Origin of the sequence: Winogradskyella sp. 4-2091 (assembly GCF_045765065.1) — a bacterium.
Taxonomy (GTDB): domain Bacteria; phylum Bacteroidota; class Bacteroidia; order Flavobacteriales; family Flavobacteriaceae; genus Winogradskyella.
In genome coordinates this window covers 1-18,244 of the sequence record NZ_JBJKOD010000017.1, presented here as the reverse complement: position 1 = coordinate 18,244, position 18,244 = coordinate 1, and the positions used below count along the sequence as shown (strand labels likewise).

14 protein-coding genes are annotated in these 18,244 nt (G+C 29.4%); all 14 read right to left on the bottom strand.

All coding sequences use genetic code 11. The features are described 5' to 3' along the window. Position 1: 1 nt before the first annotated feature. Complete coding sequence (locus ACJBCC_RS15855; protein ID WP_407557753.1) at positions 2 to 1,138, bottom strand: glycosyltransferase family 4 protein; 1,137 nt, start codon at positions 1,136 to 1,138, stop codon at positions 2 to 4. A gap of 6 nt (positions 1,139 to 1,144) precedes the next feature. Further along, positions 1,145 to 3,049, bottom strand: a complete 1,905-nt coding sequence (gene asnB / locus ACJBCC_RS15850) for an asparagine synthase (glutamine-hydrolyzing) (protein WP_407557752.1) — start codon at positions 3,047 to 3,049, stop codon at positions 1,145 to 1,147. 26 nt (positions 3,050 to 3,075) lie between these two features. Further along, positions 3,076 to 4,221 (bottom strand): glycosyltransferase, encoded by a 1,146-nt coding sequence (locus ACJBCC_RS15845; protein WP_407557751.1) that lies wholly within the window; start codon positions 4,219 to 4,221, stop codon positions 3,076 to 3,078. Between the two features lie 7 nt (positions 4,222 to 4,228). Then, entirely contained in the window at positions 4,229 to 5,302 is a 1,074-nt protein-coding gene (locus ACJBCC_RS15840) for a glycosyltransferase (protein ID WP_407557750.1), read from the bottom strand. A 15-nt stretch (positions 5,303 to 5,317) separates the two neighbouring features. Then, positions 5,318 to 6,235, bottom strand: coding sequence for a hypothetical protein (locus ACJBCC_RS15835; protein ID WP_407557749.1), 918 nt, complete (start codon positions 6,233 to 6,235; stop codon positions 5,318 to 5,320). Positions 6,236 to 6,238: 3 nt separating this feature from the next. After that, the gene (locus ACJBCC_RS15830) at positions 6,239 to 7,672 is read right to left on the bottom strand and encodes an MBOAT family O-acyltransferase (protein WP_407557748.1); all 1,434 of its coding nucleotides are present in this window, start codon (positions 7,670 to 7,672) and stop codon (positions 6,239 to 6,241) included. A gap of 39 nt (positions 7,673 to 7,711) precedes the next feature. After that, positions 7,712 to 8,677, bottom strand: coding sequence for a hypothetical protein (locus ACJBCC_RS15825; RefSeq protein ID WP_407557747.1), 966 nt, complete (start codon positions 8,675 to 8,677; stop codon positions 7,712 to 7,714). A 6-nt stretch (positions 8,678 to 8,683) separates the two neighbouring features. Beyond that, positions 8,684 to 10,132: an MBOAT family O-acyltransferase gene (locus tag ACJBCC_RS15820; protein WP_407557746.1), complete on the bottom strand. Its 1,449-nt coding sequence runs from the start codon at positions 10,130 to 10,132 to the stop codon at positions 8,684 to 8,686. Between the two features lie 6 nt (positions 10,133 to 10,138). After that, the gene (locus ACJBCC_RS15815) at positions 10,139 to 10,372 is read right to left on the bottom strand and encodes an acyl carrier protein (RefSeq protein WP_299100140.1); all 234 of its coding nucleotides are present in this window, start codon (positions 10,370 to 10,372) and stop codon (positions 10,139 to 10,141) included. After that, positions 10,365 to 12,101: an HAD-IIIC family phosphatase gene (locus ACJBCC_RS15810; protein ID WP_407557745.1), complete on the bottom strand. Its 1,737-nt coding sequence runs from the start codon at positions 12,099 to 12,101 to the stop codon at positions 10,365 to 10,367. Before ACJBCC_RS15810 ends, ACJBCC_RS15815 begins: the two co-directional genes overlap by 8 nt. Positions 12,102 to 12,605: 504 nt before the next feature. Further along, on the bottom strand, positions 12,606 to 13,802 hold the full coding sequence (locus ACJBCC_RS15805) for a hypothetical protein (protein WP_407557744.1): 1,197 nt from the start codon (positions 13,800 to 13,802) through the stop codon (positions 12,606 to 12,608). A gap of 2 nt (positions 13,803 to 13,804) precedes the next feature. Continuing rightward, complete coding sequence (locus tag ACJBCC_RS15800) at positions 13,805 to 14,869, bottom strand: glycosyltransferase family 4 protein (protein WP_407557743.1); 1,065 nt, start codon at positions 14,867 to 14,869, stop codon at positions 13,805 to 13,807. Then, positions 14,869 to 16,161 carry a murein biosynthesis integral membrane protein MurJ gene (gene murJ / locus ACJBCC_RS15795; RefSeq protein ID WP_407557742.1) on the bottom strand — a complete coding sequence of 431 codons (1,293 nt, stop codon included), beginning with the start codon at positions 16,159 to 16,161 and terminating at the stop codon, positions 14,869 to 14,871. The genes ACJBCC_RS15800 and murJ overlap by 1 nt, the downstream gene beginning before the upstream one ends. Positions 16,162 to 16,466: 305 nt before the next feature. Further along, positions 16,467 to 18,083, bottom strand: a complete 1,617-nt coding sequence (locus ACJBCC_RS15790) for a hypothetical protein (protein WP_407557741.1) — start codon at positions 18,081 to 18,083, stop codon at positions 16,467 to 16,469. Positions 18,084 to 18,244: the final 161 nt, after the last annotated feature.

Here is an 18,244-nt window from a genome sequence, read left to right as displayed (position 1 = left end):
ATTACATTTTAAGCTCTCGCTTTATTAGTGTGATTAAATCATTGTTTATGATATTCACATCAAAGCGTTCTTCAGCATATTTTCTGCTGTTAATTCCCATTTCCTTAATCTTTTCAGGATTGGTAATAAAGAATTCCATGGGCTCAATTAGAGCTTTTAAACTTTGCGGCTCTATTAAAAAACCGTTAACACCTTCTTTTACAGATTCTCTACAACCTACTGAATCGGTTGTGATTATTGGATTACCACAAGCACAGGCTTCTAGAGTTGTTCTTGGTAAACCTTCTCGGTAATAACTTGGTAATACAAAAATATCTCTGGCATTTAAATGTTCTGGAATGTTAGTTTGTGGTCCATGAAAAACAATAATTTCCTTCTTATGAAGATCATTAATCTCATCTAAACTGATAGCAGAAGGAGACGTTTCGGGTACGCCAATTAAGTGAAATTCAGCCTTAGGGTATTTTGCTTTTAAAATCTGAGCAGCTTCCATATATAAGGCAATACCCTTTTCTTTTATTAATCTTGCAACTAATAAGAAACTGACTTTATCTGTGGCATTCTTTTCTTTAAAGGAGAATTGATCGAGATTAACACCAGAACCACTAACGAAATCTACAGTTTGATTTTTTGAAATTACTTTTCTATCTACAAACAGTTGATGGTCATCCTTATTCTGAAATACAATAACTTTATTTTTCCTTATTGATAGCTTATATAATGTTTCATTAAATCGTTGTAAAATTCTTGCTTTTGTTGATAAACCAGTAAAGGTGTATCCAAGTCCTGTGATTAATGATATCACAGGGATTTTACACATATTAGCAGCCATAGAGCCATAAATTACAGGCTTTACAGTATATGGGAAAACTAAATCTATCTTGTTGTCTTTCATTAAAGACTTTAACTCTAAAATTGATTTAAAATCTTTAAAAGGATTTAACCCTGTTCTTTGTAACTTAAATTCTAAAGGTGTAGCTCCTAAGTTCGAAATTTTTTCTCTAAACTCATCTGAGTAATCTGGCGCAGCAGTAAAAACCTCAAAACCAGTATCAACTAAACTTTTGATAAAATCGCCTCTAAACCTAATGAGAGAACCATCTAATGATGCTATAAGTAATATTCTTTTTTTCTCCATTATGATTTACTTTTGCTTTAAATAATTGAACTTATACCATTTCTGGAAACAGTAATAAGACCAAACTCTAAACGTACTATCTTTTTTACTATCTAAATGATCTTGAACTAATTTAGTAATCACGTCCACATTAAAAATACCTTGAGATTTTAATAGTTCTGGCTCAATATAGCTTTCAATTTCTTTTCTAAGGCTTTGTCTTAACCAGTCACCGGTAGGAGAACCAAAGCCTCTTTTACTCTTTTCTAAAAATTCATCAGGAAATTGATCTTTAAAAGCTTCTTTTAATATGTGCTTTTTATTCCAACCTTTCATTAAGTAGTCTTCTGGCAAAGTGTTTGTAAATTCCCATAATTCTTTATTTAAAAATGGTGCTCTACATTCTAAAGAAGTCATCATACTAGTTCTGTCTACTTTAGCAAGCATTCCGCCTTCTAAGCTTAAAATTTTATCTACAGATCTAAAATCCGTTAACGTTTCAATCTTTTGTTTTCCTAAAACGTCTTTGTATTCTTTAAAGATGTTAGAATCGTAAAAATCTGGAGACATTATCTCTGCAAGCTGATTACTTGTGTTTGCTAAAGAAATAATATCCCAATAAAAATCGCCATCATAGTTAATGGCATTCAACATTTTATTAATTTGAAATTTCTTACCACGCGTATCATCCTTATTAATAAGATATTTGTTACTTAGTTTTGAAACTGTTTTATGAAGGCCTTTTGGCATTAAACCAGTATACCTTTTATTCATTTTACCAACATAGTATTTGTTATAACCACCAAAAACTTCATCACCACCATCTCCTGTTAAGGCAACAGTAACGTGTTCTCTTGTTTTTTCTGATAATAAGTGCGTTGGTAATGCAGCTGTGTCTGAAAATGGCTCATCAAAATTAACCAAAATCTCATGTATGTTATTTTTAAGGTCATCCTCATCAATGATAAATTCATGATGATTACCATTAACCATATCTGCTACAACTCTAGATTTGTCTGTTTCATCATAAGATGCTTTTTTAAAGCCAATGGAGAATGTATCTATTTTTCTGTCTGTAGACTGAGCTAAGCAAAGTGAAATTATTGAAGAATCTACGCCTCCAGATAAAAATGTACCTAAACCTACATCTGCAATTGATCTACTATCGACACTTTTATATACTAAATCTTTAGTTTTAGCTTTTGCGTCTTCAAAAGAAATATTAGACTCAACTGGCTTAGGCTCTGCATTAATTTTATGAATTGTTGTTTTGTGAGATGCCAAGTCATATTCTATATAATGATTTGCTTCTAACTTATAAATATTATCATAAATAGTGTGAGGTGCAGGTATATAGGTTAATCTAAAATATAGATTCAATCCTTTTTTTGATATTTCAGGAGTAAAATCTATGGTATTAATAATAGATTTTAATTCTGATGCCCAAATAAACTCTTTATCAGTATGTGTGTAATACAAAGGTTTTTCTCCAAAGAAATCTCGTGCGATAAATAGTTTGTTTATGTTTTTATCGTAAATACTGAAACCATACATACCATCGAGCTCTTTAAAAGCATCAACACCGTATTTTTCGTAGGCTTTTAGAATAACTTCAGTATCACTTGATGTGTTAAACGTAACACCTTCAGCCAACAATTTAGCTTTGATAATTTTGTAGTTATAAATTTCTCCATTAAAAACAATAACAATTTGCTTATCGTCTGAAAAAATTGGTTGCTTACCTGAAGATAAATCAATAATAGATAATCTTCGCATTCCCATACCAACAGTAAATTGATTATTTTCTTCGGAAAATAAGCCATCTTGATCTGGTCCTCTATGTATGATTAAATCATTCATAGCATTAAGAACAGATAGAATTTCGCCCTTGTCTCTATTGGTTTTTGTTATAATACCGTTTATTCCACACATACTTTAATTCATTTTATCTAATTAGCTTAGGTTGTGCTATTTACTAGATCTATATATTTCTTTAAAATGCTGTCTTTTTCAAAATCTTGTATTCGATATTTACTGTTTCTTCTACAGCTGTCAGCATAAGTTCTATTGTCTACAAAATGGTTAATTCCTTTAGCCATTAAGTCCGTATTTTTAATAGGAACTAAAATTCCATAATCTGTAATCATTATATCATCTAAAACCGTTTCTAGTTCCAAAATTTCACTTGGACCAGACTGACAATTTGTAGTTAAAATAGGTAAGCCACAAGCCATAGCTTCTAATAATACATTTGGAAAACCTTCATGATTTGATCCAAATATAAATAAATCAGCGGTTTTAAGGTATTGGTAAGGGTTTGTATTAAAGCCCATTAAGAAAACTTGATCCTTTAAATCTAGCTCATCAATAAGTTGTTCAAATTCTTCTTTTAAATCTCCAACACCAAAAATATATAAACGCAATATAGGGTTTTGTAACTTGTGCACAGCTCTAATAAGCATTTCGTGATTTTTGCCTATATCTAAACGGCCAAGTGTTATAATATTGAATTTTTCTGAATCAAAGAATGTTGTATTGGGTTCAGCATCTTCAATTTTTCTTAAATCTATTGGGTTATGAATAACCTTCATTTTCTCTGAAGGTACTTCAAAATTATCGACTAAGTCAGCTGCATTTCCGTGCGAGTTAGATATTACTAAATCAGACTTTTTATATAGTGCTTTAATTAATGTTTTATTAAACGAGGATTGAAATCCTTTGTAACTATATTGTAGGCTAGGGAAGGCCCTTTCGTTAGTAATAACTTTAAAATTATGGTTTGTTAATTTACTCGCAATAACGTTTATAAATGAAGGTCTTGTTAAAAAGCTTAAACTATGCGTTAATTGTAATTTCTTTACTAGTTTAGCATATTTATAAGCTAGTAACGGAATTTTTAAAGCTTTTTTTATACCGCTTTCATTTCCCTGTGATGTTTCTAAATAATGAATTTTGGTGTTTTCTGGAATATTATAAGTTATAGTTGTATTCATTAAAATTAAATGAACGTCTATATTGTTTTTTACACAATACGTTACTAAGTAAGATACTACGCGTTCTGCGCCTCCTCCAGATAATGAATATATTAATATACCTAGTTTCATTATAGTGTTACTTTTTCAATATATTGGTAAATAATGCTTCGTATTGTTGAAGAATTACTTCTTTATTAAATTTTTTATAAACCGATTCTCTTACGATTTCAGGATTCCAATTCTCAGTAAGTTTTAGTTTCTCGAGATATTCATCTTCATTTTCTACCAAATAACCATTAATATTATTCTCTACAATTTCTTTAGTGCCACCTGGTGCTTTAAATGCTATAACAGGCGTACCAACAACACAACTTTCTAATAATGCATTAGGAAACCCTTCTACAAAAGAGCCTTGTAAAAATAAATCGTGTTGCGCAATATATTCATTTACCTGATTAGTGAAGGGTACATGCTCAATGTGTTGAAATATGTTTAAGTCTTTTGCTTTTTGAAAAATTTCATCTTTTAAACCACCATCACCTACAATGGTATATTTAAAGGGTTGCTTATATTTAGAAAGAATATCTAATAATCTTAAATGGCCTTTTACTTCAGTTAATCTTCCGACAGTAATAAATTTTCGGACGTCAGTAAACGGTTGAGTGGGTTTTACCTTAGGTAAATTTGAAATAGGATTATTGATAACGTGAATATGGCTTTTTGGGATATTGAAATTAGTGATCATATCCTCAGCCATATCTTCAGATTGACATATAATGGCATCTAAATTTTTAAATCCATTAGGTAATAATCGAAGAGGCGACCATTGTCTTGCTTTTTTTTCATTACTTCTCTTACTTAAAACAGTAGCTTCTCTACCTATAAATTTCGTTTTTCTAAAAAATGGAGAAAGCATTGACATGGCTGTATTCACATGAGAAATAGAACTAACAACAACTTGTGGTTTGTGTTTTCTAATTGTACCAACTATAGACGGTAATGCAGTAAGAATTCTTGGTTTGTTAAGGTAAACGACATCAACATTACTTACATCGTAAGCCGAATCTTTTTCAAAACCGGCAACAACAAGTAATGGCTGAAATTTGTTTTTATCAATACTTTGAGAGACAAAGGAAATAACACGTTCTGCTCCACCAGCACTTAGCGATGGCAGAATAAACATTATTTTTATTTTAGATTGACTCTTCATTTCTTAAATTCAATATTAACTTTTTGATAACGCATTTGCTATTTGTTTGGCCACTTGTTCGTGTCCATAACAGGTCCAATGTCTATCATAATCAAATGTCCATGATTTATTATCTTTGCTAGAATCTAAAGTAATTATATTGATACCAGCTTGTTTGCATAGTTCAATTATTTCAGTATTAGTCTTAGGATGAAAAACAAATGTTTTGTTACTAACATTATAGTTTTCAATAATGTATTCTATTAATTGGCTTACTTCGGCTTTAGACTTTAATCCAGATTTATTTTCAACTTTTTTAATAGCTGGTTCTTCTTTGACGTCAGAAGTACTGTTTAATGGAAATCGAGTATAGAAATAATATAACAATTTCCAGTTGTATAATATCTTTTTAAAAACAGGAGCTTTCATTTCTCCGTAAACAATAGTATTACTTTTAAGATTTAATTGTGTTATGTCTTGCATAGGTTTAACTTCAACAATGCTTTCATAAAAATCGTTGTCATTAACATATACTAAAGTTTTTACAGGCTTTAAAGAGTCTAGGTTTTTGCTTATTTCCATAGCCTCAATTAAAGAGACACCAGAACGGCCAGCTTCCATAAAATTATAAGATTCTAAATTCTGTTTTAAAAATACAGACTGATGACATTCATTAGGATTCATAAAGTTTTCTATAAACGAATCTCCAATCACCATAATTATATTATCGTAACTTTGAGGTAATTCGCCTGGCCAACCCAATTTATTAATGTCCCATTTATGGTCTCCACCTTTCCAATAACCGTCTTGATTAGGATAATACTTTTGTATTCCATGCTCATCAATAGTACGTTGAGGAATATCTGACATGGTATGTGTCATTCTAACGACAATTTCTCCAACTATTAAAGCTAGAAGAAAAAATACTAATATATTTTTTAAGAATTTCTTCATGATTTAAAATTGAAAGTATATAAATTGTTGTTCTTCACCTGTAAAAGCAAACATTAATACTATTAGTAGAATATAAAATGCCCAACGTAATGGTTTTTTTAGAAAATCTACTTTAGCAATAGCATATTCATTAGATCTGCCAAGCCATTCCACGGCTATAAAAAAGAGTACTAAACTTAGTATCGTTGCCGGAAATATTTGAACCCAAGAAAATAATGACGTATTAAAAGTATGATGAAGATATGATACAGCGTGAGAAACATTGTCTGCTCTAAAAAATACCCAAGCAATTAAGGTTATAAAAAAGGTAACTCCCATTTGCCAAAACTCTCTTAAGCTTGGAAAATACTTCCCTTCTGCAACTAAGTTTGTATTGACTCTATTTTTATTAGTAAGTAATAAAGGTAAAAAGTATATAGCATTTAAAGCTCCCCAAATTACAAAGGTCCAATTAGCACCATGCCAAAAACCACTGACAATAAAAATTATAAATGTATTACGTATTTTCATAGATAAGCCACCTCGACTTCCACCTAATGGAATGTATAAGTAGTCTCTAAACCATGTTGATAATGAGATATGCCATCTTCTCCAAAACTCAGCTATATCTCTAGAGAAATATGGAAATGCAAAGTTTCGCTTTAATTCAAAACCAAATAACCTTGAAATACCAATGGCAATATCAGAATATCCTGAGAAGTCACCATAAATTTGGAATGCAAAGAAAAAGGCACCAAGTAGGAGTGTGCTACCATTATATTCTGTATGGTTATTAAAAATAATATTAGCATATTTTGCACAGTTATCAGCAATAACTATTTTCTTGAATAATCCCCAAAGTACTTGTCTAAGACCATCTACCGCGTTTCTATAATCAAACTTTCGCTCTATAGAAAATTGAGGTAATAAATTAGTTGCTCTTTCAATAGGACCTGCAACTAACTGCGGAAAAAAACTAACAAATGCCATAAAACCAACAAAATCTTTAGTTGGTTCTAGCTTTTTATTGTAAACATCTATAGTATAACTTAGAGTTTGAAACGTGTAGAAACTTATACCTACAGGTAATATAATATTTAGTGTATTGATACTTAAATCTGAACCAAAAAACGTGAAAGAATTCACCAAGCTGTCTACAAAAAAATTGTAATATTTAAAGAAACCTAAGAATCCTAAATTAACACATATACTAATCCATAGTAAAATTTTTCTAGTAGATGGTTTGTCTTTTTTTCCTAACGCAATACCTATTGAGTAATCCACTAAAGAACTAAAAAGGATTAGCGAAAGAAATCTCCAATCCCACCACCCGTAAAATACGTAACTGGCAGCTGCAACAACAACATTCTGAAGTTTTATGTTTTTACCACCTATAAGCCAGTATAGCCCAAATACAATTGGTAGAAATACAAAAAATTCTATCGAGTTAAAAAACATATGAGTTGTCGGTTGGGTTAAATTTAGATTTTTCTTTTTTTATTTACTTTCTTCTATTGCTTCAGAAAGTTGTAAACTGGCTTTTTTAGCACCACGATAATTTGGGTGGTGATAATCTGAAAAGTCAAAATCTTCGTATTGATATTTATTCTTTTTATAGGTGTTTAAATCAAAAAATGGAATATTTAACGATTGCATATATTCAGTAAAAAAATCTGCTTCATCATCAACAGTATTTAATGCTAATCTTGATGGAGGATATGGTGTACGTAAAGTAATTAACTTTATATCATTCTCTTCAGACAATGTTTTTATTTTATTGAAGTACAGCTCAAAACGATTCTTATTAAAGGTCGTATTCTGATAGTTTGATATAGGTGTTAATTTTTTTAGTCCTTTATTGGTAATTGTTGTAGTATCATGTAGAAAGCCTTTATACCAAACCGACTTTTTTTCAATTTCGTTATTACTTGAAAATAAACCGTTAATATCTTGTTTTAGATAATTTTTAAATTTAATAACAGGCACAGCATAATTAATAATACCAGATGCTCCATAACCTTTAGTCACAAGGTCGTATTTAATGTCATTTGTTTTAAAAAAGGATGCATTAGAAAATATTTGATAATAATCATGTGTGTCATCTGAGCTTGGAAAAAATAAATCTAAGACTACATATTTTGGCTTTTGATATTTTAAAATTTCTTTCAATGTATAGTAACTTTCTGCTATGTCTTGTGCAGAAGTACCCATGTTATACGATTGTAAGTTGAGATTTGTATCTAAAACCTTGGGGTCAAATGCAGTATAAGCTCTACTAGCACCAATAACAACCAAATCGTAAGTGTTTTGATTATTATGAATATCACTCCATTTTAAATAATTCTTATGAGTTTTATTTTCAATAGCTTCATTAGAATCCTTCTCATATATGTGATTAATAATTCCGTTTATTACTATAAACAGAATTAGAAATATGCTTAGTTTTTTTAAGAAATTTTTCATTTTATATTAAAATTGAAAATATATAAACTGTTGTTGTTCTCCACTAAATATTAAGATCAATAACACTAAAGAGATATAAATAATCCATCGAAGATATACAGGAACTTTTGTGTCTTCGTTAAACTGAAGTCCGTGTTCTTTTCCTCTTTGAAACCATTCAGCTGTCATTAATACTATTATAAATAAGATGCTCTTATAAGGTACTCCAGATGGCCAACTAGGAAGCTCAGTAAATATTATTTTTATATATCCAAGCGCATCTGCAACAGATGCAGCTCTAAAAAAGATATAAGTAAGACATACCATTAAAAATGTTAAAATCATTTTAGGTACATCACTAATTACAAACTCTTGTTTTTTAGATCCGCCTTTATTAGTAGAAATACTTGTAAATCGTTTTTTAGAAAAAATAACTGGTATATAATACAAACCATGTAATCCTCCCCAAATTATAAAAGTCCAACCTGCGCCATGCCATAAACCAGATATTAAAAAGGTTAAGAACAATGCAGCGAAAATGCCTTGTTTTTTATAGTTTCTAAAATTAATAGCTAATGGTGTGAACACATAATCATTTAACCAACTAGATAAAGAAATATGCCAACGTTTCCAGAACTCTGAGATGTTTCGAGAAAAATACGGAAAGTTGAAATTTCGTTTAAAATCAAAACCAAATAATCTTGCCGTACCAATTGCTATATCAGTATAACCACTAAAATCGGCATAGATTTGAAAAGCGAATACTATAACTCCTAATATTAGTGTTCCACTAGACTGCGTGCTATAATCAGCGAAAATGTCATTTACATAAGGTGCACAATTATCTGCGATTATTACTTTTTTAAATAAACCCCAAAGCATTTGTCTAAGACCGTCTTTGGCAAGCTTATTGTCAAACTTTCTACGTTTTAAAAATTGCGGAAGTAGGTTAGAGGCTCTCTCAATAGGACCAGCGACAAGTTGCGGGAAAAATGCAACGAATGTGGCAAACGCAACGAAGTTTTTAGTTGGTACTAACTTTCTTTTGTGAATATCTAATGAGTAAGACATTGTTTGAAACGTATAGAACGAAATACCAACAGGTAATATAATGTTTAAAGAAAACGGATCCATTTCAACTCCTATTGAATTGAAAGCAGTAATCCATGAATCTACAAAGAAATTAAAATACTTAAAAAAACCAAGTAGACCTAAATTAAAACCCATTGACAACCAAAGCCAATATTTCCTTTTCTTTGGTTCTTCTGTATTATGTATTTTAAGACCTACAAAGTAATCGAGAATTGTACTTAACATTATAAGGGATAGAAACCTAACGTCCCACCAACCATAAAACACATAACTAGCTACTAGTAAAAGTACATTCTGAATACTCAATTTTTTGTTTAATACAAACCAGTATAAAGCAAAAACTATAGGTAAAAAGATAAAAAATTCAAATGAATTAAATAACATGCGATTTTATTTTTGAGCTTCTACCGATTGTATCATTTCACCGACATTTTGCCATTGTAAAATTTCAGAACTACTAAATTTAATTTTAAAATGTTTTTCAATTTCAACAACCAAATAAATATGGTTAATAGAATCCCATTCTTCAATGTCATGAGCTGTTGTTTCATTTGTTAAAACAATGTCATCATTTTCTAAGACGTCTCTAAAAAGGGTTTCAAATTCTGCTATATAATTACTCATTTTCTATATAATTTTTATGTGATTTATAATTTGTAGTATTTAAAAGATATTTATTTTCTTCTGTATCGTTTTCAAAAGTTAGCTTAGTCAATAAATCTTCAACTAACTTGTTTTTCGGTGTAGGTAAATATTCACCATTAATGATGTTAATTCCTTTGTCTTTAACATCGTTTACTATTTTATTAAGTGCAAAATATTCTACATCACGTTTTAATACTCTACAACTCATTATCCAAGTATCTATAAAGTATGAGTTGTCGTTTTTCTTTTCGAGTATAATTACAGAAATTAATCCGTAATCACCAAACTTATCTTTAAGCTTAACGGTGTAAGTTAGATGATTTTCAGAATTCATAAATTCTGTAATATCCTTTTCAGTATAACGCTGTGTTCTAAGATTAAACTGATTAGAACGCTGTGTTAATTGTGCTATTCTAGAAACATCATCATTAGTAAATGGACTTATATTACCTTCCATTTCTAAAGATTTTAGATAATCATCCATATTTGTTACCGAAGAAATTAATTTTTTTCGCTTAGCTTCTTGCTGGTATTGAGATGTTCTATCTTTATCGTTGGCAGAATAAGATACAGTTTCAAATAAATTTAAACTTTCTATATATGGAATGTAATATGCAGGATCTTTTGGTAATTCTGGCACAGTTACTCCAGGTAAACTTTGTCTAACAATCTCTCGTTCTGCAGGATTGTCATCTAAAAAAACCATGGAATCAAAACCTATATTTAATACCTCTTGAATATATCTAATATTATCAGCTTTGTTTTTCCAATTAGCTACAAATATTGAAATATCGTCAAGCCTTAACACCATTTCGTTGTGTTTTTCAAATGGTTCTTTTGCAACACTTTCTGTATTCTTAGAGCATATTGCTAAAATGACACCTCTTTCTTTTAAAAGTTTAGCCCATTTTTGAAGTTTAGTAAACGCTTTACCTATACCTAAAGAACCAACTTGAATGTTTTCTAAACCATCGTCTCCAATAATTCCTCCCCAAGTTGTATTATCTAAGTCTAGAATTAAACATTTTTTGAAATGTCCTTTAAAGGCATTAAAAAATTGCGCTAAATAATGACTAAATTTGGCGAATGTATCAATAGAATAATGTAAGTCTGAATTTATTAACGCTGTCCAATCTCTATATTCTTCAATACCTTTTAAGTATTTATTGATATCAAATACGTAAAAATCTGGCTCGTTTCTAGAAAATTCAATCATTGAATTATTTAGTTGCCATAAATTGTTATAAAAGCTATGTGGAATTTTTGAAAATAGATTTCCATAAACTTCATCATCTAATAGTTCATAAGAGAAATATACTATTTTAGCATCAGATCCATTTGCTCTAATATTTGATACCCTATTTTGAATAATATTTTGTTCTGATGCATGAAATTCAGATTGACTTTCAGTATCTTTTATAGAGTAAAATTTATCTTTTAGTTTTAAGACAGATTCAAAAACTACAATGATTTCTGGATTGAATTTATATAAGTCAGAATCTCCATCTATTAAAGTTATATCTATTTGGTCATAATCAGACTCAAACATTGATGGATTAAAACCAGCTACTTTTAATTGATTTTCTAAAGCCTTAACAAAAAAGTTTGTGGTATGATTTCCTAATACTGCAACTTTAATTTCAGTAGTATTACCAGTAGTGTTTTTTGCTGTTTTTTGAAGCTCTCTAAAGCTAAAAATCGGATTCATTTTATTCATTTTAAATAGTAAAAATTTTAAATTATGGCATAACCAAAACTTAGATCAATTTAATAAACCGCTAATATAAATAATGAGGGATTAAACAAGCTTGATTTTTAGGACTAAGTGCTTGATTCTTAATAAAAGGCTTGTTTGTGTAGGGATAATAATGGTTTCTTATATCAAAATTGTTAAATATAACAAGACATAAGGCCAAGACAGGAAATAGAAATAATAAAACTTCTAGTAGATTAAATAGCATGTTCGGTTAAATTTGGGTCGTCATTATGAATATTCATAATTTCGAGCTGTAAATATGTTATTTTAAAGTCGAATAATCAAATTTATTCTGTGAATTGACATTTTAGCACCTTAAAAGGTCTTATTAATAACAATTGAATATGTTAAAATGCTTGCTTAAATCCTTTATTAAGTGACAATTAAGTGTTGTATTTTAAAATTTATTATCAAAATTAAATACTATTTAAATATGTGAATTTTAGATGTAAAATGCTATTCTGTATTATAATCTTTTCCAAAGTCAACTAAATAACCTAGATACATAAATAGTGCCATTAGATAAGGTTGATTAATAACACTTTGAAGACTTAACATAAATACACACATAACAAATAACAGAGGTAACACAAAATACCTGATATCTGGTGGACTTCTCAATGCGCCTAAAAAGTACCTACCTAACATAAAAAGGAAAAAAACGAGTGTAAAAATTCCGGCATCTGCCCAAACTCCAACAATAGTATTATGTGCATGTCTTGAAATAGCAAAGTCTACACCATTTCCAATAAATGGATTTACAAAAACATAGTCGTTTATTAAGCTCATTACAAGTTCATTTCTTCCTGAGTCATCAACCTCACCTGTATTGAAGGTAACTATATTTACGATATTGTTTATTTTGTCTCGCTGTTGACCTACCAAGTTTAAATCTGCAGTTAAGGTATTAAGATTGGCCAATGCCAAATAAACAAAAGGTAGCATAGAAATACCTGCTATCAACCTTACACCTGTAAAGAATTTGTGATTTAGCATCACTAAACAAATAATAAACACCATAAACCCTGTATTAGAGAATGTTAACAGTAGACCATACGTTGTTATGGCAAGAATTAGTAGTTTAAAAATCTTAAAAAACTTTTTCTGCGGTTGATACATCTTAAAGACTAAAACAAAGGTAATTATAGCAGCTAATGCTGTGTTATTTGCATCGGCATATACACCACCAGAACGGTCCATTTTATAAATATAAATACCACCACGATCTAGATCAAAATTGATATTAAATAAATGAATACTTAAAATTCCTGATGTGACAAATGCTATAATGGCAACCTTAATAAAGACTTTTCTATTTTCAGCATGACTTAAATAAACATAAAAAGCCAAAACATACACAAATGGAATTATACTAATTAAAATGTTTGCAGGATTGAAGTGTATGGCACTGGCTAATGTTGCAAATAGATAATACAACAAATAAAACATAATCCAAAGCCTAGCAGTTTTAGATAAAGGACCTTTGTTTTTTAAAGTTAATGCAATACCTAGAAACAATAGACCTAAATTACCATAAGCAATAATTTGGGCTAAAACATTAGAAACTAAACGGGTTACAAAAACTTGTAAATTAAAAGTAGTTAGTATAAAAGGTACTAAAAAACAAATATGAGTAATAAGTTTAGTTTTCATGTTTACAGAATACTTTCAAAAATATCTAAATACTTATTATAAATCACATCTATTTTAAAATTATCTAAAGAATTTATTCCATTTGCTGCTAGCTCTTTTCTTTGTTCAGGATTATTTATTAACTGATCTAGTCCATCACTCATAGCATCAAAGTTTTGATCCTCAATTAGAATACCGTTTTTTGAGTCTGTAATTATATCTGATGGTCCTGTTTTACAATCAAAAGAAATACATGCCATGCCTTGAGACATAGCTTCTAATAATACCATTGGTAGTCCTTCAAAACGAGATGTCATGATATAAATCTCTGACTCGCTCATTAGTTTAGCTACCTCAGTAGAATAGCCTTCAAATATTACTTGATCAGCGATATTGTGCTTCTCTACCAAATTAGTTATAAAGGACATTCCTTCATCGCCACCGCCAACTAATTTTAATTTCCAGTCAGGATGTTTTTTTAAAACAGGAGCAATAATTGGTATTAAATTATCAAAACCTTTATGGTGATACCTATTAAGATCTCCTACAGCTAGAATTAATTTTTTTCTATTCCTTTCGGTTTCTTTAAACACAGAAAATGTGCTTGGGTTGGGCATGATATGAACATTAACATTTTTGCTTTTATAGAATTTTTTATCAAATCCTGTTAAAACAGTTAGAGCATCAGAATACTTGTAAGCTTGATTTCGAGTAAAGTTTCCAATGGAATTAATCTCTTTTAAATGATTATTGTGTTCTGCAGAGACCACTTTAATACCGTATAACTTACCTATAATAATGCCTATAAGATTTGTTTGAGTCATGAAAGGAATAAGCACATCTGGTCTATTTTTTTTCTTAAAATACAAACTTGCTAAATTCTTAGTACTGCGCACCATGTGGTTTTTAATTTTACCACCATGTAATCGTATACGCTTTACATTTTTATTTGCTGAGAAAACTTCGGGTTCATTGAATGTAATAATTGTTGCATCTTGCCCTTGTTCTTCAAAATAATTGGCTAGCAATATTAAAACACGTTCTGCGCCACCAGCAACTAGTGAATTAACTAAAAAATGTACTTTCATTACCTAATTAATTTATATTGTTTGTATGTATAACTGAAATAAAATATACTACCTAAAATTAATACTATTGTTGTACTCATAACCAATCCAAAAACATCGTAGTATTTTATAAGAATAAAGTTTAGTATTACATTCAGAACCAAATTCGCTAATGAAATCCAAGCCATGAATTGATTTTTGTTTATACTAGTAAGAAACTTAACCATGATTAATGTACATATATTAAAAGGAACACTAATAAGTAATATTTGCTGAATTCCAGACACCTTTAAGGTGTGCTCATGTGTGAATTTTCCTCTTTCTAACCAAAGTTCTACGATCCAATCGGACATAAAGACACCTACGATCACAAGAAAAACACCAATTCCTAACACTAGTTTCAAAGCTTTGAAAAGTTGATGATATGCCGATTTTAAATCCTCATTTACCAGTCTAGAAAAATGGGGCAGAAGTACACTGCCTAAAGCCATAATAACGATGGTTACTCCAAACGCAGGTAATCTGTTACCGTAATTAATTGCAGCTAGTGAACCAATAACAAGCTGACCAACAAAAAATTGATCAATATAATTATTCATAGCAGTTAAAAAACTTGAGGAAATTTTTGGTGGTAACTGCTTAATCATTAACCTTGAATTATCATTTAAAACGGGTTTTTTTAATTCAAAATCATTATATCTTATGGAGAAAAATAATAAATAACTAAAACCGATAATACTACCTGCAAAAGTTCCATAAGCCAAAACCATGTGGCCAAATTGATCCTTTAAGAAAATTAAAAAGAAAATCATTGTGAGTAGCGGAAATAACTCAGCCAGTGTAGAAATTAAAAAACGATTAGAAACTTCTAACAGCCCTGAAAGGACCGAGGAAATTCCCCAGAAAAACAAGCATGGTAAAACAAAATATAATTGATCTTTAATAAGAGGTAAATAAGTTTCAGGAAATTCTGAATAGACTAAATTTAAAAAGAGATCTGTTCCAAAATAAGCGATAATGCAAGAAAATAAAGAAACTCCTATAGTTATGAGTATAACAAGTGCCTGAAAACTACCTTTATTACCATTATTCTTTAATTCTGTTATATAATTAGGTATAAATAAATTTTTTATAGAATTTATAAAAACACTTTGAATAAATGTAGGAACTAGAACAGCTACTGAAAAAGTATCTATTATTTCTCCTAATCCAAAACTACCCGCAATAATGGTTTCTTTATAAACAGCAATAACTTTTATAACCAAACCAATAACAGCAACAATAATCATACTTCGAATAAGTGGATTACTCATCGATGTATTGATCTTTTGTTTAATATTTTTTAGTTTAAAAACTGACATAATAGACTATTAATTTATCAGTCTAGATATATTTAGTTAATAACGTTAGTCTAATCGGTTGATATAAAGTAATATAAAATGGAAGGGTTGTCGCAAAACAACATTTTAAAATACTAGTAGAAATTAGATTTGGGTTAATCATTATTAGTCGCAAATATGAAAAAAAATAATCATTAATTGTCTTTTTATTATATCAACGTCATACTTTTAAGGACAAACACCATTTATCGTTAATTTTATTTACTTAATTGCTGATTTTAAAAACGAAACCTTTTAATTTTAATATCACTAATATAAAGTTGATCTGCAGAATTGAATGAATGTGTACTATTTACTGATTTATCCCAATTAGGTTCTATAGCATGTATTAATTTCTCTTTAAATTTAGTTTTACTTAATTCCGTTATTTCAGAAATATTTAAACCGTAACCATAATGATGAGAACAATTTTGAGAAGGTCTGTATAGTTTGTTATTGCTGCTAAAAATTTTACCTGCAGGTCTGGCACTTTTTACATCTGACACTATTGGATTTAAGGGATGGGCTTCCCATTGATCAGCAAATAAAGATTTTGAAGAAAATAAGTTAAGTTCCACATGTTTCGATCCTCCTTTGTGATTTTTCATATTTGTGAAAAGCCAATAGGTGTCGCCTTCTTTGTGTAGCGTAGTGTCTACTGCCACAACATTATTCATAATAAGTCTTTCAAATTCCCACTTTAATGGGAATTCTGTAGCCTTGTATAGTTGAATATCATTATTGCCACTGGTTTCAGGAATCATGTAATACGTTCCATTTTCTTCAAAAACAAAGGGATAAGATAGATGGTAGTCTTTTACAAGTATAGTTTCTGGTTTTGTGTAATTTCCATTATCATCAATTTCCATAACAGATAAATGACCAAGCTTATTTTTATAAATTAACTCTTCAATAAACAAATAAGTTTTATCATTATGTTTTATTAAGAAAGGATCAGCCCAAAAACGATCCTTTGGAGGTAATATTGTTTTGTAGTTCTTTAAATTAAATGGGTCTTCCTTTTTTTTATTGTTTAAAAAAATTAAAGCCCATTGATTAAAATAGAATTTATTCTTTATGGAGTGATAGAATTTCTTTCCATATAAATTCAATATAAAAAATAATGTTTTTAAATTTGAAGGAGCTTTAAAAGATGGATTAATATCTTTTTTAGGATATATATTAGAGTTTGATTTTACTTTTTCATTAAATAGTTCTTCGTTAAATGCTAAAAGTTTTATGTTGTTTTCTACTAATGGCATCGTTTGCCACAGAATATCATTTATGTTTCTTTTATAACTAAGTCCATCTGTACAAGCGAAAGTTTTATCAATAGTAACAGGATGCTCCATACCCTTTTTTATAAATCTCAATACGCCTGCGTTCTCTGGATTTTTATTCAATAACTCCCATATACCATATGGTCTTAAATTTACGCTTTCAAGATCACAATGATTTAGAAACCACATGCCATATTTACTCTTGCTAACGAAATCGTATTTAAGATTTAACTCCGTAAGGTTAAGGATAATATCAATGTTGCTCTCATTAAGTTCATTAAGACTATTGTCTCCTGAAAGAGAGTAGGTTGGTGTATTTTTTAAGGATTCCTTGTCATACGATTTTGAAAGGGCATAAGGAGCAGGATTAAAAAGCTTATTATCTAGTCTTAAATAAGATTTGTAAAAGAATGGAAGATTATGATATAAATATTTTAAATCTTTAAATTCATCTTCAAAATTAAGATCTAAAACTATCTCAGAAAAATCAGAATTAATCAGGTTTTGTATCAAACTTTCTTGCCATGCAAAAGTGTAAGATGAATACGTTATAAGAGCAACTCGTAATTTTCTCATGCTATTTTAAAAAATAAGAGATTAAAAGTTCAAAAAAACAAATTTTTATATTAATAAACCAACTTTATTGAAATTATAAAGTGGTGTTCTATCAAAGTAAACTGAAAAATTAAGCATTCTTATCACAATTTATAAGAAATATGTAATGTTTGTTAATAACT